At 40.9% G+C, this 23,030-nt stretch carries 18 protein-coding genes; 13 read left to right on the plus strand and 5 right to left on the minus strand.

Annotation, left to right across the window (positions count from 1 at the left end; translation table 11 throughout):
- Positions 1-1,344, plus strand: a complete 1,344-nt coding sequence (dnaB, locus tag BUA02_RS12505) for a replicative DNA helicase (RefSeq protein WP_071177151.1) — start codon at positions 1-3, stop codon at positions 1,342-1,344.
- A gap of 70 nt (positions 1,345-1,414) precedes the next feature.
- Here the strand turns inward: dnaB and BUA02_RS12510 are convergent, their stop codons facing one another.
- Positions 1,415-1,585 carry a DUF362 domain-containing protein gene (locus BUA02_RS12510; RefSeq protein ID WP_072704690.1) on the minus strand — a complete coding sequence of 57 codons (171 nt, stop codon included), beginning with the start codon at positions 1,583-1,585 and terminating at the stop codon, positions 1,415-1,417.
- Positions 1,586-2,009: 424 nt separating this feature from the next.
- Between BUA02_RS12510 and nifJ the strand changes: the two genes are divergently transcribed.
- Positions 2,010-5,540 carry a pyruvate:ferredoxin (flavodoxin) oxidoreductase gene (nifJ, locus tag BUA02_RS12515; protein ID WP_072704694.1) on the plus strand — a complete coding sequence of 1,177 codons (3,531 nt, stop codon included), beginning with the start codon at positions 2,010-2,012 and terminating at the stop codon, positions 5,538-5,540.
- Between the two features lie 53 nt (positions 5,541-5,593).
- On the opposite strand, the gene BUA02_RS12520 is transcribed toward nifJ, so the two are convergent.
- Positions 5,594-6,394 (minus strand): adaptor protein MecA, encoded by an 801-nt coding sequence (locus BUA02_RS12520; RefSeq protein WP_072704697.1) that lies wholly within the window; start codon positions 6,392-6,394, stop codon positions 5,594-5,596.
- 703 nt (positions 6,395-7,097) lie between these two features.
- On the opposite strand from BUA02_RS12520, the gene BUA02_RS12525 reads away from it, so the two are divergent.
- Genes BUA02_RS12525 through BUA02_RS12550 form a run of 6 tightly spaced genes read left to right on the plus strand, consistent with a single transcriptional unit; the run spans position 7,098 to position 12,679 of the window.
- Entirely contained in the window at positions 7,098-8,801 is a 1,704-nt protein-coding gene (locus BUA02_RS12525) for a glycosyl hydrolase family 18 protein (protein ID WP_072704700.1), read from the plus strand.
- Positions 8,802-8,805: 4 nt separating this feature from the next.
- Positions 8,806-9,864 (plus strand): L-threonylcarbamoyladenylate synthase, encoded by a 1,059-nt coding sequence (locus BUA02_RS12530; protein WP_072704703.1) that lies wholly within the window; start codon positions 8,806-8,808, stop codon positions 9,862-9,864.
- A gap of 39 nt (positions 9,865-9,903) precedes the next feature.
- Positions 9,904-10,332, plus strand: a complete 429-nt coding sequence (rpiB, locus tag BUA02_RS12535; RefSeq protein WP_071177146.1) for a ribose 5-phosphate isomerase B — start codon at positions 9,904-9,906, stop codon at positions 10,330-10,332.
- 16 nt (positions 10,333-10,348) lie between these two features.
- A complete protein-coding gene (gene upp, locus BUA02_RS12540; RefSeq protein WP_071177145.1) occupies positions 10,349-10,978 on the plus strand; it encodes a uracil phosphoribosyltransferase in 630 nt (209 codons plus the stop codon).
- A gap of 24 nt (positions 10,979-11,002) precedes the next feature.
- A complete protein-coding gene (locus BUA02_RS12545) occupies positions 11,003-11,485 on the plus strand; it encodes a deoxycytidylate deaminase (RefSeq protein WP_071177144.1) in 483 nt (160 codons plus the stop codon).
- A gap of 12 nt (positions 11,486-11,497) precedes the next feature.
- A complete protein-coding gene (locus BUA02_RS12550) occupies positions 11,498-12,679 on the plus strand; it encodes a cell wall hydrolase (protein WP_072704706.1) in 1,182 nt (393 codons plus the stop codon).
- Positions 12,680-12,681: 2 nt separating this feature from the next.
- On the opposite strand, the gene BUA02_RS12555 is transcribed toward BUA02_RS12550, so the two are convergent.
- Positions 12,682-13,161 (minus strand): ribonuclease FAU-1 family protein, encoded by a 480-nt coding sequence (locus BUA02_RS12555; RefSeq protein ID WP_072704709.1) that lies wholly within the window; start codon positions 13,159-13,161, stop codon positions 12,682-12,684.
- 52 nt (positions 13,162-13,213) lie between these two features.
- Here BUA02_RS12555 and BUA02_RS12560 point away from each other — a divergent pair, with 52 nt between their 5' ends.
- From BUA02_RS12560 to BUA02_RS12580, 5 genes are read left to right on the plus strand one after another with little or no spacing between them, the layout of a single operon-like run.
- Positions 13,214-15,775, plus strand: a complete 2,562-nt coding sequence (locus tag BUA02_RS12560) for a hypothetical protein (RefSeq protein ID WP_072704712.1) — start codon at positions 13,214-13,216, stop codon at positions 15,773-15,775.
- 3 nt (positions 15,776-15,778) lie between these two features.
- The gene (gene lacZ, locus BUA02_RS12565) at positions 15,779-18,883 is read left to right on the plus strand and encodes a beta-galactosidase, LacZ type (protein WP_072704715.1); all 3,105 of its coding nucleotides are present in this window, start codon (positions 15,779-15,781) and stop codon (positions 18,881-18,883) included.
- Positions 18,884-18,908: 25 nt separating this feature from the next.
- On the plus strand, positions 18,909-19,202 hold the full coding sequence (locus BUA02_RS12570) for a hypothetical protein (RefSeq protein ID WP_072704718.1): 294 nt from the start codon (positions 18,909-18,911) through the stop codon (positions 19,200-19,202).
- A gap of 14 nt (positions 19,203-19,216) precedes the next feature.
- The gene (locus BUA02_RS12575; RefSeq protein ID WP_072704721.1) at positions 19,217-19,999 is read left to right on the plus strand and encodes a histidine phosphatase family protein; all 783 of its coding nucleotides are present in this window, start codon (positions 19,217-19,219) and stop codon (positions 19,997-19,999) included.
- Positions 19,980-20,636, plus strand: coding sequence for an HAD family hydrolase (locus tag BUA02_RS12580; protein ID WP_083572764.1), 657 nt, complete (start codon positions 19,980-19,982; stop codon positions 20,634-20,636). The genes BUA02_RS12575 and BUA02_RS12580 overlap by 20 nt, the downstream gene beginning before the upstream one ends.
- Before the next feature lie 78 nt (positions 20,637-20,714).
- Here BUA02_RS12580 and BUA02_RS12585 read toward each other — a convergent pair whose 3' ends face one another.
- Both BUA02_RS12585 and BUA02_RS12590 read right to left on the minus strand, forming a co-directional pair.
- Positions 20,715-21,929: a ribose-phosphate pyrophosphokinase gene (locus BUA02_RS12585; protein WP_071177136.1), complete on the minus strand. Its 1,215-nt coding sequence runs from the start codon at positions 21,927-21,929 to the stop codon at positions 20,715-20,717.
- Positions 21,929-22,912, minus strand: coding sequence for an ATP-binding protein (locus tag BUA02_RS12590; protein ID WP_072704728.1), 984 nt, complete (start codon positions 22,910-22,912; stop codon positions 21,929-21,931). Before BUA02_RS12590 ends, BUA02_RS12585 begins: the two co-directional genes overlap by 1 nt.
- Positions 22,913-23,030: the final 118 nt, after the last annotated feature.

Consider the following 23,030-nt stretch of genomic DNA (forward strand, 5'->3'; position numbering starts at 1 on the left):
ATGGCAGATGAAACACTGTTAAAAAGGGTGGCACCCAACAGTCTCGAAGCGGAGCAGTCTGTTGTAGGTGCTATGCTTATGGATAAAGATGCTATCGAGATAGCAGCTGAGATAGTAACTGCAGATGATTTCTATAACAGACAGCTTGGTACTATCTTTGAGGCTATGGTAGAGCTTAATAGAGAAGGCAGTGCAGTTGACGTTGTAACTTTACAGAACAGACTTCGTGAAAAGAATGTTCCACCAAATGTCAGCAGTGTTGAATACATTGGTGAGCTGGTTTCAGCGGTGCCAACTTCTGCAAACGTTAAGTACTATGCCAAGATAGTAGCAGACAAATCTACTCTCAGAAAGCTTATTCGTGTCAGCGAGGATACAATTAATAACTGTTATGCTGGTGGTGAAGATATGGAAGGCATTCTTAATGATGTTGAGAAAAATGTCTTTCAGATCACTCAGAAGCGTAACACTGGCGATTTCGTACCTATCGATCAGGTAGTTATGAATGCCCTCAATAGAATCGAGACAGCTAGCAAGATGAAGGGTAATGTAACAGGTCATTCAACAGGATTTATTGATCTTGATTACAATACAGCTGGATTCCAGCCTTCTGACCTTATTCTGATAGCTGCAAGACCTGCTATGGGTAAGACAGCCTTTGTCCTTAATATCGCAGAGCACATGGCGTTCCATGACAACAAGTGCGTTGCAATGTTTTCGCTGGAAATGTCAAAGGAGCAGTTTGTTAACCGTCTCCTTTCCATGGAATCACATGTAGATTCTCAGCATATCAGAACTGGTAATATGTCAGACCTTGACTGGGAACGACTCATCGAAAGCGCTGATGTAGTTGGTTCTTCCAAGCTGATCATTGATGATACTCCAAGTATCTCAATCCAGGAGCTTAGATCTAAGTGCAGAAAGTACAAGATGGAATATGACCTTCAGGTCATCATGATCGACTATTTGCAGCTGATGTCTGGCGGATCTGGAAAGAGTTCAGAATCTAGACAGCAGGAAATATCAGAGATCTCACGATCACTTAAAGCTCTTGCCAGAGAGCTTAATGTTCCTGTAGTAGCTCTTTCACAGCTTTCTCGTGCAGTTGAGCAGAGACCTGATCACAGACCTATGCTTTCAGACCTTAGAGAATCTGGAGCCATTGAGCAGGATGCCGATATGGTAATGTTCATCTATAGAGATGATTATTACAATAAAGATACTGAAAAGAAGGGCGTAGCCGAGATCATTATCGCCAAGCAGAGACACGGCCCAATTGGAACGGTAGAGCTCCTTTGGCTTCCTGAATATACGAAGTTTGCAAACCTTGAAAAGGGACATTGATCAAAATAAAAAAGGTGTAGTTTTCGAATAAATTCGAACTACACCTTTTTATTATTTTAGTCGCGTGTAATCAACCCTGAGAAATAGCTGAAACAGGGCACTGAGCAGCACATGAACCACAATCGATGCATGTGTTCTCGTCGATAACATACTGTGAATCTCCCTGAGAAATAGCTGAAACAGGGCACTGAGCAGCGCATGAACCGCAGCTGATGCAACCATCACTAATAACGAATGCCATAATAAATCTCCTTCCACTATTTGATTTAAGAATTATAGGTGTAACAAAAACAGACTGGCTTTGCCGTTACCAATCTTTGATACAAAGTTATCATATAATACTGATACTTATTTATCAATACTTTTAACGAAAACTTTTATCAGATGAAATCATTAAATAAGTATAAATTGCGTGACAATACCCGTAAAAACGATATGTGTAAGCGCTTACACAAAATGGCTCCAAAGCCTTGAAAACATTGACACGAGTGCGCTTTAAGTGGTACTATTGAAATCGGCAGAATAAGAGTAAAAGTCTCCGTCACATCTGATTTTTCATGGGAGGAAAAGAGTGTGACCGGAGTTTTTGCGCTATTTCAAAGGTTTTCTATACAATTTAATATAAAAAGCCAAACAATCCAATAAAAAAGGTAGGAGGAAACAAAATGGCAAGAAACATGAAAACCATGGACGGTAACGAAGCAGCTGCATATGCTTCATATGCGTTTACTGAAGTTGCCGCTATGTACCCGATTACACCATCATCTGTTATGCCTGAGCATGTAGATGAATGGGCAACAGCTGGAAAGAAGAATATTTTCGGCCGTACAGTTCAGATTACAGAGATGCAGTCTGAAGCCGGTGCAGCAGGTGCTGTACACGGATCACTTGTAGTAGGTGCTCTTACATCTACATACACAGCTTCTCAGGGACTTCTTCTTATGATCCCTGATATCTACAAGATTGCTGGTGAGAGACTTCCTGGCGTATTCAATGTATCAGCTCGTTGCGTAGCTTCTCATGCCCTCAATATCTTCGGCGATCACTCAGATGTATATGCTTGCCGACAGACAGGTGCTGCAATGCTTTGCGACTCAAGCGTACAGGAGGTTATGGACTTAACACCTGTTGCATACTGTGCAGCAATCGAAGGAAGAATTCCTTTCATTAACTTCTTTGATGGTTTCCGTACATCACATGAAATTCAGAAGATTGAGGTTTGGGATTACAAGGATCTCGATGAGATGGTTAACCACGATGCAATTGATGCATTCAAGGCTAACGCTCTTAATCCAAATCATCCATGCCAGATGGGCTCAGCTCAGAACCCTGATATCTTCTTCCAGACAAGAGAAGCTTGTAACACTGGTTACAATGAGCTTCCTGATATTGTTCAGAAGTACATGGACAAGGTTAATGCTAAGATTGGTACAGACTACAAGCTCTTCAACTACTATGGTGATCCTAATGCAGAAGTAGTTATCGTAGCTATGGGTTCTGTAAATGATACTATCGAAGAGACAATCGATTACCTCGAGCAGCAGGGCAAGAAGGTTGGTGTAGTAAAGGTAAGACTTTACAGACCATTCTCAGCTAAGGCTCTCGTTGATGCTATCCCTGCATCAGTTAAGAGAATCGAAGTTCTTGATAGAACTAAGGAGCCTGGATCATATCGTGAGCCTCTTGCTCTTGATGTTATCGCAGCTCTTAAGGGAACAAAGTTCGAGTCAGTTCCAGTATTCTGTGGACGTTATGGACTTGGTTCAAAAGATACAACTCCAGCACAAATCGTTGCTGTATTTAATAACGACAAGAAGGAAGAGTTCACAATCGGTATCGAGGATGATGTAACAAATCTTTCACTTGATGTAGGTGCTCCTCTTGTTACAACTCCAGAAGGAACAACAAACTGTAAGTTCTGGGGACTTGGTGCTGACGGTACTGTTGGTGCTAACAAAAACTCAATCAAGATCATTGGTGATAACACAGACATGTATGCTCAGGCATACTTTGACTATGATTCAAAGAAGTCTGGTGGTGTTACAATGTCTCACCTTAGATTTGGTAAGAAGCCTATCAAGTCAACTTACCTCATCAAGAAGGCTGACTTCGTAGCTTGCCACAACCCTTCATACATCCGCAAGTTCAACATGGTTCAGGAACTTGTTGATGGTGGATCATTCCTTCTCAACTGCCCTTGGACAGTAGATCAGCTTGAAACTGAGATCCCTGGACAGGTTAAGAAGTTCATGTACGATCACAAGATCAACTTCTACATCATGAACGGTTCTAAGATCGGTGTTGAAGTTGGTATGGGACCTACAAGAATCAATACAATCCTTCAGTCAGCATTCTTCAACATCACGAAGATCATTCCTGAAGAAGATGCTATCAAGTTCATGAAGGATGCAGCGCAGAAGACATACGGCCGTAAGGGTGAAGATGTCGTTAAGAAGAACTGGGATGCTATTGATGCTGGTGCAGATCCTAAGAACCTTATCAAGGTTGAGATCCCTGAGTCTTGGAAGGATGCTAAGGACGAAGGACTTGACTTCAAGAAGGCAGAAGGCTCTAGAAAGGATGTTATTGACTTCGTTAACAACATCCAGTCTAAGGTTAATGCTCAGGAAGGTAATACACTTAAGGTATCTGATTGTCTTCCATATGTTGATGGTGCTACACCTTCAGGATCAGCTGCATACGAGAAGAGAGGTATCGCAGTTAACGTTCCTAAGTGGGATGCTACAACATGTATCGGATGTGGATTCTGCTCACTTGTATGTCCACACGCTGCAATCAGAACAGTAGCTCTTACAGACGATGAGATCGCTAAGGCTCCAGAAGGACTTCAGACAAAGCCACTTGCTGGAATGGATGGATATAAGTATTCAGTTGTTATTTCTGCTCTTGACTGTACAGGTTGCGGATCTTGCGCAAATGTATGTCCTGGTAATAACAAGGGCGAGACACTCAAGATGGGTGCTATCGCAGCTAATAAGGATGAGCAGAAGTACTTCGACTATGCTGTAACACTTCCTATCAAGGAAGACGTTGTTGCTAAGTTCGGCGAAGGCTCAATCAAGGGCTCACAGTTCAAGCAGCCACTCCTTGAGTTCTCAGGCGCTTGCGCAGGTTGTGGTGAGACACCTTATGTTAAACTCGTTACTCAGCTCTTTGGTGACAGAATGTACGTTGCAAACGCTACAGGATGTACATCAATCTGGGGTAACTCTTCACCATCAACACCTTACACTGTAAATGCTAAGGGACAGGGTCCTGCATGGGATAACTCACTGTTCGAGGATAACGCAGAGTTTGGTATGGGTATGGTACTTGCTCAGAACGCACTCCGTGATGCAATCAAGGAGAAGGTTGAAGAGATCGTAGCTGCTGGCGGATCTGCTAAGGATGCTGCTCAGAAGTGGCTTGATACATTCAATGTTGGCTCTGAGAACACAGCTGCTACAGAGGCTCTTGTTGAGGCTCTTAAGGGCGACAGCTCAGATGCAGCTAAGTATGTAATTAAGAATAAAGACTTTGCTGCTAAGAAGTCACAGTGGATCTTCGGTGGTGACGGATGGGCATTTGATATCGGATTCGGTGGTCTCGATCACGTACTTGCATCTGGTAAGGATGTCAACGTTCTCGTTGTAAACACAGAGGTTTACTCAAATACAGGTGGTCAGTCTTCAAAGGCTACTCCTACAGGTGCTGTTGCACAGTTCGCTGCAGGTGGTAAAGAGATCAAGCAGAAGGATCTTGCTTCTATCGCAATGAGCTATGGTTATGTATATGTTGCACAGATCGCAATGGGTGCAAATATGCAGCAGACAATCAATGCAATCAAAGAAGCTGAGGCATATCCAGGACCTTCACTTATCATCGCTTATGCACCATGTATCAACCAGGGTCTTAAGGCTGGTATGAACAAGGTTATGGACGAAGAGAAGAAGGCTGTTGCTACAGGATACTGGGATATGTTCAGATTTAATCCTCAGGCAGAGAACAAGTTCACACTTGATTCTAAGCCAGCTACAGAAGACTTCCAGAGCTTCCTTGATGGTGAGGTTAGATACCTTTCACTTAAGCTCAAGAATCCTGAGAGAGCTGCAGAACTTAACGCTAAGGCTGCAGAGCATGCTAAGGAACACAGAGCTTATCTCGAGAAACTCGTTAGCCTCTACGGCAAGAACTAATAACAAAATAAAAAGGACCGGTTCGAAAGAACCGGTCCATTTTTTTGCAATGATCAAATTTTTGAAAGAGACTGAACTGCGTTATCTTTAATAACTATTGTGTAATGCTCGTCAAGATATTGCTGCTCTGCAGTGCTTCCAATCTCTGTTTTGCCATACTCGGTAAGAACTGAGCAGATATTGGCGAAGATATTATCTTCTATTTCACCCTGATGAAGTATCAGATAAAACTTACCGCTTACTTCATTCTTGTATAGTGTATTCAAACCATTGAATTTCCTGCTTACTATATGAGAAAATCTCATAACCTCGTGAAGAGAATCAAATGAGAATATTCTCGAACCTTTTCTGCTAGGCTGTCCCTTTTTTCGAGTGCCAGATGTTTTTTCTTTGACTTTCTTGGCATCAGATGAAGGAGCTCCCATAGGTGAATCCAGGAAGTCTGCCATGTTGCTATGCTGGAGTCTCTTGAAGAGGCTTGAAACATCTTCGTCTTCATCCTCATCATAGTCGCCATCTTCGTAGTCATCGTAATCTTCATCCTCGTCATCATCTTCCTCGTGGACGGATGGTGCGAAATTTGAAAAACGAGTATCTAACTCTTCTGGATCCTCGACTTTGGTAATGATGAGTACAATACATTCTGAATTGATAGGAATTGCTTCTATCATAAGAGGAGTATCTTCGGCATCAAAACCATATTCTAAATTGGCCTGCTGCATCATGTCCTGAAAAAGCTCTTTGGCTTTGTCAGTTCCATAAGCAAGCTCAGTGATTTTAAGGTCGCGCTTCGCAAGGTCATCTCTGGTAAGAGTGCATCTAATCTGGTGATCATTGACTTTTTCAATTTTCATAATGCTCACCTCCTGACTTTGGAATACATAGATACTAAGTGATACATGTATCTATGTCAATAGATGTATCGACATATTTTAATATTTTTTGATGTGCCTATGTCATCTTAAGGAAATCTTAAGAAAATTCGTAGGTAATTCTTAAGATTTGTATGCTAACATAGGTTCTTGTGAGATGCCTCTCCAATGTGTGAATCGTGAAGGGAGGCGATCGGTAATAGCATAAGGGAATTTAAACGTCTATTTTTTCAATTTTTCTGTGGCCTATCACAGAATGTCTTACAATAGTTTCTTTTTAAATCCCCCTAAATAACATCAAACATATTTTTGAGCATTAACAATTTTTAGTTATTATTGTGTATTAATTATACCATATTTTGTGCGCTATTAAGGGCATAAGATAGTAGATTCGGCGCAGGTATCTCGCAGATATTAAATAATGTCAAAATCTGAAGGAGCAAATTAAGGCTGTTGCAAGGATTTGTCACATAAAAAGACCTTTTGGCCGCCTTCAGATCATATTTGGCTATAAAAATCCTTAAAAAACATCAATTGTATAATTAAAGAGGACCCCGCCTTGGACATACACAAGATTGTTAGAGGATATTAGCGAAAAAGTGGCATAATGTGAATAATTCCGATAAAGTCTTTAACGAATGAGGAATTATGATATAATAAAGGGCGATTGTAAAGGAGCTAGAACATGAAAAAAAAGGTGATTCCAGCGCTTATTATAATCGCCCTTATTTTTATTATGGGCGGAATATATGCGCTTCAGCTTTTACAAAAACGCTATTCATATAGTACAGAAAGAGCTGATCTTAACAACTACTTTAGTATTACTTCAGACACAGATGTGGCAATTATCTATGGAGATGAGATGCTTGCGGAAAGAGCATTCCTCCTAGATGGAACATATTATCTTGATTTTGATTCAGTACAGAATTATCTCAACGATAGATTTTATTATGGAGTGCAGGATGGAAGACTTATCTATACAACTGCTTCCAAAATCATCACAACTGAGATAGGATCAACCTCTTGGTATGACTCAGAGGGAGGAAATGGGGATGAAGGATATGTTATTGCGCAGATGAACGGCGATACACTTCTTGTGGCCCTTGATTATGTCAAGAAGTTCACTAATTTCTCATATGCCGGATATACAGATCCTAATCATATTCAGATCACAACAAGCTGGGATGATCAGCAAGTAGCTACAGTCAAGAAGGATACTCAGCTTAGGATACGCGGCGGAGTTAAGAGCGAGATCTTGGAGGATCTACACAAGGATGATACTGTAGTTGTTCTTGAAGAGATGGAGAACTGGGTTAAGGTTAAGAGTCCGGACTCATATATCGGTTACGTTGAAAAGAAAAAGTTAAGCGATATAACAACAAAAAGTCCTATTCCAGTGACAGACTATGTAGAAGAGGAATATACATCTCTTACAAGAGACCACAAGATTAATCTTGGCTTCCATAATATTGGAGGGCCAGCTGGTAACGATACTCTTTCAAGTGTAGTATCATCAGCGAAGGGACTTAACGTTATTTCTCCTACATGGATCAAGCTTTCAAGTGAAGATGGCAGTATCAAGAGCTTTGCTTCGTCCTCTTATGTAAATACAGCGCATAGCATGGGCATGGAAGTTTGGGTACTTGTAGATAACTTTACAAGCGGCAACGATGTATCAACTGGACAGATGATGGGAAGCGCAACAGCAAGGGCCAACTTTATCAGCAATGTAATAAATGAAGTAACAGCTTGCGGCGCAGATGGAGTGAACTTTGACTTTGAGCTTATTGCTACAGAAGATGGACAGTCATATGTAGAGCTTGTCCGTGAGCTTTCAATTGCATGTCGCAAAGCAGGACTCGTACTTTCAATAGATAACTACGTACCTATGAATTTCAATGATCATTATGATCTTGAAGAACAGGGAACAGTAGCTGACTATGTGGTTATCATGGGATATGATGAGCATTATGCTGGTTCATCAGAAGCTGGTTCAGTTGCTTCATTGTCATATGTAGAAAATGGTATCATTAACACCTTAAAAGAAGTTGATGCTTCAAAGGTGATCAACGCAGTGCCTTTCTACACTAGAATATGGCACACTTCAAATGGCAGCCTTTCAAGTGAAGCTGTCAGCATGAAGACTGCGCAGGAATATATAGCAAATCATCAGATCAGCATGGAATGGGATGCTGAGGCAGGACAGAATTATGGTGAATACACATCTTCAGATGGAACACTCAATCAGATCTGGAATGAAGATGTAACATCCATCGGACAGAAAATCGATTCCATGAAGGCACACAACATCGCTGGAATTGCTGAGTGGTCACTTGGCATGGAAACAAGTGATGTGTGGGATGTGATTGCAGGCTTTACCGAGGGATAAAAAATTGGAAACAGAAGTATTAGTTGTAAAAGAAAATAATATAGATGATAAGGCTCTGGAAGGTATCAAAAGAGCCGGAGAGATCATCAAAAAAGGCGGGCTTGTAGCTTTCCCTACTGAGACTGTATATGGTCTTGGAGGAGATGGCCTCAATCCCGAATCTTCCAAGAAGATCTACGCTGCTAAGGGTAGACCATCAGACAATCCTCTTATAGTACATGTTTCAAACATGGAGGATGTCAAAGATATAGTAAAAGAGGTACCAGAGAACGCCATTAAGTTGGCAAACGCCTTTTGGCCAGGACCTCTTACAATGATCATGAACAAAAATGACAGGGTGCCTTATGAGACAACAGGTGGACTTGATACAGTTGCCATCAGAATGCCTAACAACAAGATCGCACTTGCTCTGATCGAGGCATCAGGCGGATATATAGCTGCTCCAAGCGCAAATATATCAGGAAGACCTAGTCCTACACTAGCCAAGTATTGCGAAGAAGATCTTTCAGGCAAGATAGAGATGATAATTGATGGAGGTCAGGTTGGAATCGGACTTGAATCTACCATAGTAGATCTGACGTCTGAAATTCCAATGATCTTGAGACCAGGTTATATCACAGCGGAGATGCTAAAGGATGTGCTTGGTGAGATAAGTATCGATAAGACAATAATAGATTCATCATCTACCGAGCGTCCTAAGGCACCTGGAATGAAGTATAGACACTATGCCCCAAAGGGAGAGCTTACTATCATACAGGGCGATCAGGATAAGGTTGTGAGCTTTATCAATTCCAAGGCAAAAGAGGTTAAGGCTGCAGGCAAAAAGGTCGGAGTTATCGGAACAGATGCTACAAAAGGGCTTTATGAAGCCGATGTAGTCAAGAGCGTTGGAAATAGGGAAGATGAAAGTACTATTGCTCATGAACTTTTCAAGGTTCTTAGAGAATTTGATGATGAACAGATAGATATCATGTATTCAGAGTCTTTTGATGACAGCGGAATTGGTCAGGCTATCATGAACAGGCTTTTGAAGGCAGCAGGTCACAATGTTATAACACTCTAAATTGAGTTGTATTATAATAGGATAAGGAAGGTACTAGAAATGATAGCATTAGCAAGTGATCATGGCGGATTTGATCTCAAAGCGGCAGTGATCAAGCACCTCGAAGAGAGGGGACTTGAGTACAAAGACTTTGGTACATATGACAAGAATTCCTGTGATTATCCAGATTTTGGAAGAGCGGCTGCAGAGGCTGTAGCACAGGGAGTGTGTGATAGAGGAATCGTTATCTGCACAACTGGAATTGGCATCTCAATTGTTGCCAATAAGGTTAGGGGAATCAGATGCGCTCTTTGCTCTGAGAAGACATCTGCAAGACTTACAAGAGAGCATAATGATGCGAATATGCTAGCTATGGGGGGAGGAATGATCGGCGAAGTTCAGGCACTTGAAATAGTTGATACATTCCTTGATACACCATTCTCAGAAATGGAAAAGCATAGTCGCAGAATTAAAAAAATAGAAGAATAATTTTTAGGAGGTAGCTATGGGAAAAGTAGTTATTATGGATCATCCACTGATTCAGCACAAGATTGGATACATTAGAAGAACAGATACAGGTACAAAGGATTTTAGACAGACTATCAGCGAGATCGCTATGCTTATCTGCTATGAAGCAACTAGAGATCTTCAGCTTCAGGACGTTGAGATAGAGACACCTATCTGCAAGACAACTGTTAAGGAACTTAAGGGAAGAAAGCTCTGCGTAGTTCCTATCTTAAGAGCTGGTCTTGGTATGGTAGATGGTATGCTTGCTCTTATTCCAGCTGCTAAGGTTGGACACATTGGTCTTTACAGAGACCCTGAGACACTTAAGCCAGTAGAGTACTACTGCAAGATGCCTGCTGACATTACAGAGAGAGAAATATTTGTAGTAGATCCTATGCTTGCTACAGGTGGATCTTCAGTGGCAGCTATTCAGATGCTCAAGGACAGAGGATGCAAGCACATTCATTTCCTTTGCATCATTGCAGCTCCAGAGGGGCTCAAGGAAATGCAGGAGTCACATCCAGATGTTGACGTATATGTTGGATCACTTGATGAGAGACTCAATGAGCATGGATATATCGTACCTGGTCTTGGAGATGCTGGAGACAGAATCTTTGGAACAAAGTAATATTCATGTGACAGGGGGTGCAGCATGAAGAGAGAAGATTACATAACATGGGATGAGTACTTTATGGGTGTTGCCAAGCTTGCAGCCATGAGATCCAAGGATCCTAATACACAGGTTGGAAGTTGCATCGTCAGTGAGGACAATAATATTCTTTCCATGGGATATAATGGCTTTCCAAAGGGATGTTCAGATGAGGACTTCCCATGGGAAAGAGATGGTGAAGACGAGCTGTCTACCAAATATCCTTTTGTGACACACAGTGAGCTCAATGCGATCTTAAACTATCGCGGCGGTAGCCTGGTGGGTTCCAAGATATATGTATCTCTTTTCCCTTGTAATGAATGCGCCAAAGCCATAATACAAGCTGGAATTAAGACTGTTGTTTATGATAGCGATAAGTATAGTTCATCTGCATCAACAAGAGCCTCCAAGAGGATGTTTGATGCGGCAGGAGTAAGATATTATCAGTATCAGCCTAGTGGTAGAAATATAAAGATTACTATTTAATAAACAGAGCCTATGAGAAAAAGAGGGGTAAGGGGAAAAACAATTAAATATTTTAAGGGAGCTATTCTCTTTGTTGTTTCTATAGCTCTTTTGCTAAGACCATTACCCGTAATGGCTACACAGACCACCAAGCAACAGCTTGAGGAGGCAAAAGAGAAAAAGAAACAATCTCAGAATGAGCTTGATAACACCAAAGAAAACATAGCTGAGATGAATGAGGAGAAATCTTCACTTCAGGGACAGCTCAATACACTTAACAATCAGCTGACAGAGGTTAGTAATAATCTTGCAGAGATTGAAGAGCAGATTGGTGACAAGGAAAACGAGATCGAGAACACTCAGACGGAGCTTGCAGCTGCAAGGACAACAGAAGAGCAGCAGTATGCTTCTATGAAGAAGAGGGTTCAGTTCATATATGAGAAGCAGAATTTCATGCTTCTTGATATGCTTTTGGGAGCTACGAGTTTCTCAGGTTTCCTTAATCAGAACAATTACGTTGAGAGCTTATCAGCTTATGACAGGCAGAAGTTTCAGGAATATATTGAGACTAGAAAGCTTATCGAGGAAAAAGAGAAGACCTTAGAAGAAGAGATGGATCAGCTTGAGGAATATCAGGTCAAGCAGCAGGCTGAACAGAGTCGTGTTAATGGGCTTGTAAGTCAGACCTCAGGATCTATCAAACAGTATGCCAATGATATTTCTGATGCGGAAGCCAAGGCGGAGGAGCTGGAAGAACAGATCAAAGCTCAGGAAAATGACATTAAGAATCTTGAAGCTAAGCTTGCAGAGGAAATGAGATTATCCAAATTGGCAGCTTCTTCAAGTTGGAGAGATATTTCAGAAGTTAGTTTTGCTGAAGGAGATAGATATCTTTTAGCTAACCTTATATACTGTGAGGCAGGAGCTGAGCCTTATGAAGGCAAGGTAGCCGTTGGAGCAGTAGTTATCAACAGGGTGCTTAGTTCTGTATATCCTGACACTGTTGTTGGGGTTATCTATCAGAACAAGCAGTTTTCACCTGTTGCCAGTGGAAGACTGGCACTTGCCCTTGCGGATGGCAAAGCGTCGGCATCCTGCTATCAGGCTGCAGATGAAGCCATGAAGGGCTATTCAAACGTCGGATCATGTGTTTATTTTAGAACTCCGGTTCCGGGTCTTTCTGGAACTACTATAGGAGGACATGTATTTTACTAATATCAGTCAGTATATTTTCGGATTGGCTGAGTAAGCGATTCAATTCCATGATCGTAGATTTCTGTGAGGAGTCTGTTCAATGAGAGCAGACTCTTTTTAAGAAGAGTATTATCTATGAGCCCTTTTTCGAAGGCTTCTGATAATTCATCGAGGTCAACAACTTTGACCTTGCCGTCTGGATAGATGATCACGTCTGCCAGAAGGTCGATAGTATAGAGTATATTTTTTTCTTCATCGTAGTCATAGGTGACTACATCGCAGTACCAATAATGCAGTGAGCCATCAGATTTGATAAATTTGCTCACTTTTATGCCGCGGTCGAGGTAATAGCATGAATATCCGCTTGAGAAATCTTCTTTTGCCCGGATAGCGGACCATTTAGTAATGATCATAGAATCTGTACGCTCTAGGATGATGTCATCTTTTAATTCAAAGCACTCATCTGGGATAAAGCGTTTACGATAGAGAACAGGATTTTTCATAATAAAATCCTCCTTTGAAAAATCTTACTATTATTAAAATTGAAAGTCAATTATGCGCGAAAGATCAGTAAAATTAACAATATTAAAAACTGTATACGCAATTTTGGTGTTTGTTCTTGCGCTTTTTGTCATCAGCAAGCTTTCCAATGGGGATAATGCTGACATGACTGCCAAGATGCCTTCAGCGACCCTTCCTGTAGTAACTCTTATTAACGGAGATCAGGAAGTTAACCCTATGCACGGATATCTTTCAGATGTTGACGTTAACTACCAGAGAGGCTCTGTGTTCCCGATTGGTCAGGATAGAACTCTTAAATACAAGATCAATACCTTTGGAGAGACTGTTTGGAATATCAGCTTTGAAGTCAGGAGTATAGACGGCAAGGGACTCGTCGAGAATACAAGTATTACTGACTATGTAGAGTCAAGTGATGCTATTACAGGAACTATCCAGATAAAAGACCTGATCACACCTGGAAATGAATATGTTCTTGTGTTTGTTATGGAAACAAATAGTGGAAAAGCCAAGTATTATACGAGATTTGTGTGGACAGAGGATGACAGCAGATACAATCTCGATGAAGAACTTTCCTTTGTACTTGGTTTTTCAAATGCTACCTTCAATAAGACTGAGGCTAAGGAATACTCTAAATATCTTGAGTCTAATTCAGAAGGTGATAACACAACCTTTAGTAAAGTAGATATTCATAGTAGTTTTAATCAGGTTACATGGGGAGATCTTAATATCACAAAACACACAACCCCGGATGTGTATGTGACAGATATTCATGGCCAGACAGGAAGCTTTGAACTACAGTATAGAGTTACATTAAAGGATAGTTCGGTCACCAAAACATACAATGTGTGCGAATATTTTAGAGTCAGATTTACATCGGACAGAATATATCTTTTAAACTATGAAAGAACGATGGACTATATCTTCGACTCAAGCTCATATTCAATAGGTTCTAATACCATCAACCTTGGAATATCAGATCCTGATATTGAACTTGTAGAGAGCAGCAGTGGAAGTACCTTTGCTTTTGTGAGCCAGAACAGGTTGTATTCCTTTAACCATGCAGAAAATAAGCTTGCTTATCTGTTTGGCTTTTATGATACAGATAATGATGATATCAGGACTAGATGGAACAGACACGTTATCAAGATATTAAATGTGGATGAAGCTGGAAATGTAAAGTTTGCAGTTGCAGGTTACATGAATAGAGGCCTGCATGAAGGCAGAGTGGGAATCGCGGTTTACGATTACAATGCCTCTTTAAATTCAGTTGAAGAGGAAGCATTTATCGAGAGTACAAGGAGCGCGGAGATCCTCACAAGCTATATTGATGAGCTTGCCTATGTGAGCAATAGTAATATCTTTTACTGCATGCTTGATCAGAATATCTATGAGATAGACCTTATTGATAAGGAATCCAAGTCTGTTGTAGATGATATAGGCGCAGGACAGTACAAGATATCAGATTCAAAAAGAGTTATCGCATGGCAGAGCAGCGACTTAAAGAGCCTTAATGTGATGAACCTCAACACCAGAGCGGTGTCTGAGATTGAGGCAGAAAAAGGTGATTTCATAATCCTTTTGGGATTCATGGGAGAGGACCTTATCTATGGAGTTGTTCACTCTGATGATGTATTAAACGATCAGATGGGTAATCCGATCTATGCAATGTATTCACTTAGGATCGTTGATGTAGAAGGAAATGTTCTTGAGAATTATAGCCCTGATGGAGTTTACATAACCGGAATAACAATAAACGACAATCAGCTTAAGATCAGCAGAGTGGTCAAGAATGCAGAAGGTACAGAATATGAGAGCACCTATGATGATCAGATCATGAACACACTTGAAGTTCATGGCGGCAGCAATGTAGTTACCGTGGCTTCTGTTGATGTATTTGAAAAGATAGTTCAGATCACGACCAAGAATGAGATCAAGACCAAGCAGCTTAGAGTTTTGACTCCTTATCAGACTCTGTTTGAGGGAGATAGGAATGTTGTTGTTGATATAGAAAGAAATCCTGACAGCAATCCATTCTATTATGTTTATGATCTTGATGGAGACGTAAGAATTTATTCTGATCCTTCAAGTGCAGTACTTGATGCTTACGATGCTTCAGGCATTGTATTGGGAGATAATAATAGATATGTTTGGGTTAAGGGTAATCTCTCAAGATCAAATCAGATAATGGCAATCACTCGAAATGCAGAGAGTTATGATGACATGACATCAAATAGCCCTGTGGCAGTATGTCTTGATCTGATATTACAGTTTAATGGAACGAACCGAGATGTAGAAGGTATGTTAGAGAGCGGCGCGGGAGCGATGACTATTTTGCAGAGCTCCCTGGCAGAAGCAAAGGTCCTGGACCTTGATAAATGCCCATTATCAGCTATGCTCTATTATGTTAATCAGGATATTCCTGTTATGGCTCTTTTGAACAACGGAGATGCTATGCTGATCCTGGGATTCAATGAACTCAATACAGTATTACTTGATCCAAAAACAGGTCAGGTCTACAAGTACGGAATGAAGGATTCCGAGGAGTTATTTGAAAATAACGGTAATCATTTTATTACATATATTACGGAGGATTAACTTATGGGAAGCTTTAACTATCAAAATGTAAAGAACCCCGAATTTTTCAAGGAAGGAGTGCTACCAGCTCATTCAGATCATAGAGCATATGGTTCAGATGATGAATTAACAGAGGGCGTAAGCTCACTTGAACTTTCACTTAATGGACTTTGGAAATTTCACTATGCCAGAAATTATGGCTCAGTAATTCCTGGCTTTGAAAAGGAAGATTATAACTGCAATATCTGGGATGATATTCATGTGCCAGCTCACATTCAGATGGAAGGTTATGATATTCCAGCATATATCAACACTCAGTATCCATGGGATGGACACGAGGACATCTGGCTTGGCGAGGTTCCTGAGAAGTTCAATCCAGTGGCAAGCTATGTTAAGTATTTTGAACTTCCTGCCAATTGGGAGGGAAAAGAAGTACATGTAGTATTTGACGGCGTGGAAAGCGGATATGCTCTTTGGCTTAATGGAAGCTATGTGGGTTACAGCGAGGATACTTTCACACCATCAGAATTCGACCTTACTCCATATATAAAGAGTGGTCTTAATAAGTTGGCTGTTCAGGTATTTAAGTGGACTGCAGGCAGCTGGATGGAGGACCAGGATTTCTTTAGATTCTCAGGTATCTACAGAAATGTATTCTTAAGACTTGTGCCAGATGCGCATCTTGAGGACCTCAAGGTCAAAACTATCTTAAATGACGAGTTTACAGAGGCTGAGCTTGAAGTAACACTTAAGCTTGGTAAGAGCACAGGTACAACAGACTATGTGCTTCTTAGAAATAATCACCCTGTTGTTAAGGGAACAGTTAATAACGCAGAAGAAGTTGTGATTTCTGAAAAGGTTATGGATCCTATTCTTTGGAGCGCTGAAGACCCACAGCTTTATCAGCTTCTTTTACATGTAAATAATGCTTCAGGAGAAAATACTGAGGTTATTAGACAGAACGTAGGATTCCGCCGCTTTGAGATGAAGGACGGGCTTATGCTCATCAATGGTAAGAGAATCGTATTTAAGGGCGTAAACAGACACGAATTCTCATGTGATGTAGGTAGAGTAGTTTCTGATGATGATACCCTTAAGGATATCATCACAATGAAAAAGAATAATATCAACGCTATCAGAACAAGTCATTACCAGAACTCAGCCCGTCTCTATGAACTTTGCGATATCTATGGCCTTTACATGATCGCAGAAAATAACATGGAGACTCACGGAAGCTGGGCTGGATTCCCTAGAGAAAAGCAGGTAGAGATGACACTTCCCGGCAGCAGGGAAGATTGCATGGCTGCAATGCTTGATAGAGTAAATACAACATATCAGCTTGATAAGAACCATCCTTCAGTTCTCATCTGGTCAATTGGTAACGAGTCTCATGGTGGAAAGGTTCCGTTTGAGATGAGCAACCTGTTTAGAAAACTTGATCCAGACAGACTTGTTCACTATGAAGGTGTTTGTCATGATAGAACCTACAATGACACAAGTGATATGGAAAGCCAGATGTATCCTTCAGTAGAGAGCATTGAGAAGTTCCTTAAGGAACATGATGACAAGCCATATATCTGCTGTGAGTACACACACTCAATGGCAAACTCTATTGGTGGTATGTTCAAATACACTGATCTTGCAAACAGAGAGCCTCGTTATCAGGGCGGATTTATCTGGGATTATGTAGATCAGGCAATCAGGACCAAGAACTGCTTTGGCGAAGAGTATCAGGCATATGGCGGAGATTTTGGCGAGAGACCTACAGACTATAACTTCAGTGGAAATGGTATCGTAGATAGCCTGCGTCAGCCATACGCCAAGATGCAGGACGTTAAGTTCAACTATCAGGGCCTGGAGGTAATTGTTTCATCAGATAAAGTAAAGGTTATCAACAGAAATCTTTTCACAAATTCTAATGAATATAACTGCGTAGTGATCCTTGAGAGAGACGGCAAGAAGATTGCAGAGAAGCTCATGGCTACAAATGTTGAGCCACTTACAGAAAAAGAGTATGAGCTTCCTGAAGAGATCAGAGCTAAGATGGCGGTTATGCCAACTGGTGTATTTGATGAGAACGGACCATTCCCTCTTGATGAGTATGTTGTAACAGTATCATTCAGACTTCGTGACAAGACATCTTGGGCAGAGGCTGGACATGAAGTAGCATTTGGTCAGGGAGTATTTAGAAAGTCAGCTTCAACTTATGTTTCATGCGCTCCTCTTACAGTAGTTAAAGGACTTTACAATGTTGGTGTAAAGGGAAATCATTTCTCAGTTCTTTTTGCAAGAGATAGAGGCCTTGTATCCTATAACTATGCAGGAAAAGAGCTGATCGAAGCCCTTCCAAGACCAAACTTCTGGAGAGCACCTGTTGATAATGATATGGGTAATGATATGCCACAGAGATATGCTCAGTGGAAGGTTGCCAGCTCATATCTTACAACAAAGATCGTAAAAGAAGAGAGCAATGGTTATGTAAATGGAACACCTGAGGACAGGAGCCAGTATCCTATCATCAATGAAGAGAAAAACAGCGTAAGCCTTACATTTAAGTATTATCTTCCTACAACTCCAGCATCTTCTGTTCTTGTGACATATACAGTAACAGGCGATGGAAGAGTATGGATCAAGGAGGAGTACGAGCCAGTTAAGGGACTTACTCCAATGCCAGAATTTGGTATGATGTTCAGATTTAACCCAGACTTTAAGGACGTTGAGTACTATGGAAATGGCCCAGAGGAGAACTACGTCGATAGAAATCGCGGAGCAAAGCTTGGTATTTTCAAGACAACAACTACTGATGCCATGGAGAACTATCTTGTTCCTCAGGAAACAGGCAACAGAACTGACGTTAGATGGGCTAAAATCACAGATAGAAAGGGAAGAGGATTGTTATTTGAAGCTCCAGATTCAATGAACTTCAGCGCTCTTCCATATACTCCAGATGAGCTTGAGGCTGCACAGCATCCTTATGAGCTCCCTAGAGTATTCAAGACAATCGTTAGATGTAGCCTTGTTCAGATGGGTATCGCAGGTGATGACAGCTGGGGAGCTAAGACTCATCCAGAATTCCTGCTTCCAAATGACAAGAAGCTTGAGTTTACAATGAGCTTTAAGGGAATTTAATCATTCAGCAAAGGGAGGACCAAAGATGGAGCCAATACACAGCATTGATGCAGAAGACGATCAGTTTGCCTACAGATATGACACACAGCTTCTCATTGACAGAAGAGATAAGAATCTTGATGAAGATGAGATAGCAGATTATATCACTGCTCATTTTGAGGGCAATTCACTTATTGCAGCTGGTGATGAGGATCTTGTTAAGATCCATTTCCATACAAATGAGCCATGGAAGGTGCTCGAATACTGCAATACAGTAGGCGAGATCTATGACATTGTAGTAGAGGATATGATCCGTCAGTCAGCAGGACTTCAGGGCTAAGGGAGTAGTTTGAAATGAAACTTATTTTTATCAGGCATGGAGATCCTGATTATGCACATGACAATCTCACGGATAAAGGTAAGGTAGAGGCAACTCTTTTATCAGAGGATATAGAGAGATACAAGATAGATGATATCTATCTCTCTCCTCTTGGAAGAGCCCAGGCAACAGCTAAGTATAGTATGGACAAGCTTGGCAAGAGCGGAAAGACCTATGACTGGCTCATGGAATTTCCTGCGAAGTTTGATCCAAACTTAAGTGAGACAGCAAGAATGGCTTATGAGAATGAGCTTGTTATTAATAAAGAGACTGGAAAGTATGAAAAGAGGATAATATGGGATCTTCTTCCAGCCTATTATAATGAGCATCCAGAATTACTGGATAGAATAGCCTGGAGAGATTCTGAGATTGCTAAAGCATCAGATGCAGTCATAAAGTATGACTATACCGTAGAGTCTTTTGATAAGCTTCTTGCTGAGTATGGATATGTAAGAGACGGACTTATCTACAAGACAGAGAATGGTAACGATAAGACAATAGCGTTCTTTTGCCACTATGGAATAACATCGGTCTTACTGTCACATTTGTGGAATATATCACCATTTGTAATGTTCCAGTCAATGGCCACAGCGCCTACATCAGTTACTATGGTTGCCACAGAAGAACGTCAGAAGGGCTTTGTCAGCTTTAGGACACTTAGATGCGGAGATGTTACGCATCTAAATATTGGTAATGAGGAGCCTTCTTTTTCTGCCAGGTTCTGCGAGAGGTATGAAAATGATTGGGAAAGACATTAAGGCAGTTCTTTTTGATATGGATGGCACTCTGACAGATACTGAGAAGTACTATCAGCAGGCTTGGCCTAAGGCAATGGCCCACTTTGGACATGAGATGACAAAAGAGATGACTCTTAGCCTCAGGTCACTTGGAAGACCGTTTGCACCTCTTCAGTTCAAGGAGTGGTTTGGAGAAGATCTTGACTACTTTGAAGTTCGTGAGTACAGAAGAGGACTTGTGGAAGAGCTTGTAAGGGAGCATGGAATACCACTTAAGCCTGGTGCCAAGGAGATACTTACCTGGCTTCGTAAAAATGGAATTTTCACAGCTCTTGTTACAGCCAATGAATATCCAAGGGCAGAGAGGTATCTAAAAAAGATCGATCTCTTTGGATACTTTGACAAGATCATATGTGCCAATATGGTGGAAAAAGGAAAGCCTGCGCCAGATATCTATGCGTTTGCATGCAAGGAGCTAGGGCTTGATCCGAGTGAGACCTTTGCAGTTGAGGATTCACCAAATGGTGTTACAAGCGCTTATGATGCTGGATGTAATGTCATTATGGTTCCGGATCTTACGCAGCCAGACGAAGAGCTATCAGGAAAACTGTTTAAAAAACTGGATTCACTTGTGGAAATCAAATCACTATTTGAATAATTTTGTGGATAACATAAAGAAAAAAGCCGGGATTCAAATCTGAATCTCGGCTTTAATAATGCCATTAAGTTTAGTGAATCAAAGCTTTTTCTCTGCTTCGAGAGATGCCTTGAGCTCTCCGCTGTTGTAACGCTCAATAATGTTGTTGATACGCTCAACAGGATTAAGAAGATCGCTGATTGATGCATCGTGGTTAAGAGTATCGATAAGGTAAGCAATGTACTTACTCATATCGCAGCTGATATACCATTCGCGAGAAAGAAGTTCTGGAGTCTGATATACAAGGTTTGTAGTAAGGACTCTGTCGATGATTCCTTCTTCATAAGCTTTATCAAAGATCTCAAGTCCACTTGTGAATAAACCAAATGTTGAGAATGCATAGATTCTAGCAGCTTTACGCTCTTTAAGAGCTCTAGCTACGTCAATCATGCTCTCTCCAGATGAGATCATATCGTCAACGATGATAACTGACTTGCCTTCAACACTTGTTCCAAGGAACTCATGTGAAACGATAGGATTACGTCCATCAACAACCTGTGTGTAGTCACGTCTCTTGTAGAACATTCCTACATCGAGACCAAGTACGCTGGCAAGGTAGATTGCACGACCCATTCCTCCTTCATCTGGAGAGATGACCATCATGTGATCTGAATCGATCTTGAGGTCCCAAACGTTTCTAAGAAGAGCCTTAATAAACTGATATGTTGTACGAACGGTTTCAAAACCGTTAAGTGGAATAGCATTCTGTACTCTAGGATCGTGAGCATCGAAAGTGATGATATTATCAACACCCATATTCACGAGCTCCTGAAGAGCAATAGCGCAGTCAAGAGATTCTCTTGAGCTTCTCTTGTGCTGTCTTGACTCATAGAGGAAAGGCATGATAACTGTGATTCTTCTGGCCTTACCACCTACGGCAGCAATAATTCTTTTGAGATCCTGATAGTGATCATCAGGAGACATATGATTTTCCTGTCCAAATAGAGAATAGGTCTGTGAATAGTTACAAACATCAACTAAAAGATATAAGTCATCGCCACGAACAGAAGTCTTGATAACACCCTTAGCTTCACCAGTTCCAAATCTTGGAACATCTGCATCTAAGATATAAGAAGGACGCTCATAACCTGTAAAAGCTAAGCTTCCTTTGTGCTCATTTTCTCTTTCTGCTCTCCATTTTACGAGATAGTAATCGACTTTCTCTGCTAGAGACTTTACACCCTTAAGAGGGATAATTCCTAAGGAACCAACAGGAATTGTCTCCAGATTACGTTTCTCTTCTCTTTTTGGCATTACTGAAAATCCTCGCTTTCTTTTCTTGCAATCTTCTTTATTTTACGAATATCCTGACCAGATAATTTCAAGAGCTTGTAATTACTTGTGACTCTTGAAAAGATTCTGTCTGAATAAGTCATTTGCAATTCTTCAAGAGAAAGATTAGTGGTAATTATAGTGGCTTTCTTTCTAATGTCTCTTTCATTTAGGCAAGAGAAAAGCTCAGAAGCAACGAATGAATTGGTGCGCTCAGTACCGAGGTCATCGATAATGAGAAGCTCACATCCATAAAGGTCATCATATATGCTCCGAAGTTCTTGCTTGTTACGATAGTCGAAAGAGTTCTCGGCCAGTAGTTCAAATAATCCTGTGGAACTGAAATATATTACAGAATGTCCCTTTTTAAGGAGTTCATTTGCAATACAAGTTGACAGGAAAGATTTGCCAGTACCAACTGTACCATAAATGAATAGATTTTGGTAGTCAGAGTTAAAATTATTAATAAAATCTTCAGCAGCATTAACTGCACCATGAAATCTCTTTAAGTCTTCGCCCTGATAATATTTATCAGACATGAGCTTAAAGTTAGCAGTTTTGGTAAGCATCTTAAGATTTGATTTATCATAGAGAGTTTCAATGATCTTTTGTTTGAAACAATGACATTTCTCATTACCTATATAACCGGTATCCTTGCAGTCCTGACAGGTATAACCCATATCAAGATAATCAGAAGAGAAGCCGGCTTCAGTTAAAAGAAGGAGCTTTTGTCTTGCAAGCTCAGCCAGTTCCTGCCTAAGGGCTGATCTATCAAGGCGCTCTCCTGAAAGAAGTCTTTTACCAAAAGTTACGCTTGCTGTAGCTGTCTGATCTTCAAGATCTTTGTAGCCAGGAACATTTTCATAGACATAGCGTTGTCTCTCTTCAAGCTCCTGTCTGTGCAAGGCGCGTCTTTCTTCATATTCATGCATTATCTGATCATATTGTGCATTTGTTAATGGCATAGTGATCTCCTTAAATGCTAATGTGCAAATCACAAAAGTATGCCCTGTACGTGCTTTGGGGAAGGCAAATGCCGCCGCCAAACCAAAAGTACAGGGCTTAACTTTTATGTGGCTCTTA

The organism is Butyrivibrio hungatei DSM 14810 (assembly GCF_900143205.1).
Lineage (GTDB): Bacteria > Bacillota > Clostridia > Lachnospirales > Lachnospiraceae > Butyrivibrio > Butyrivibrio hungatei.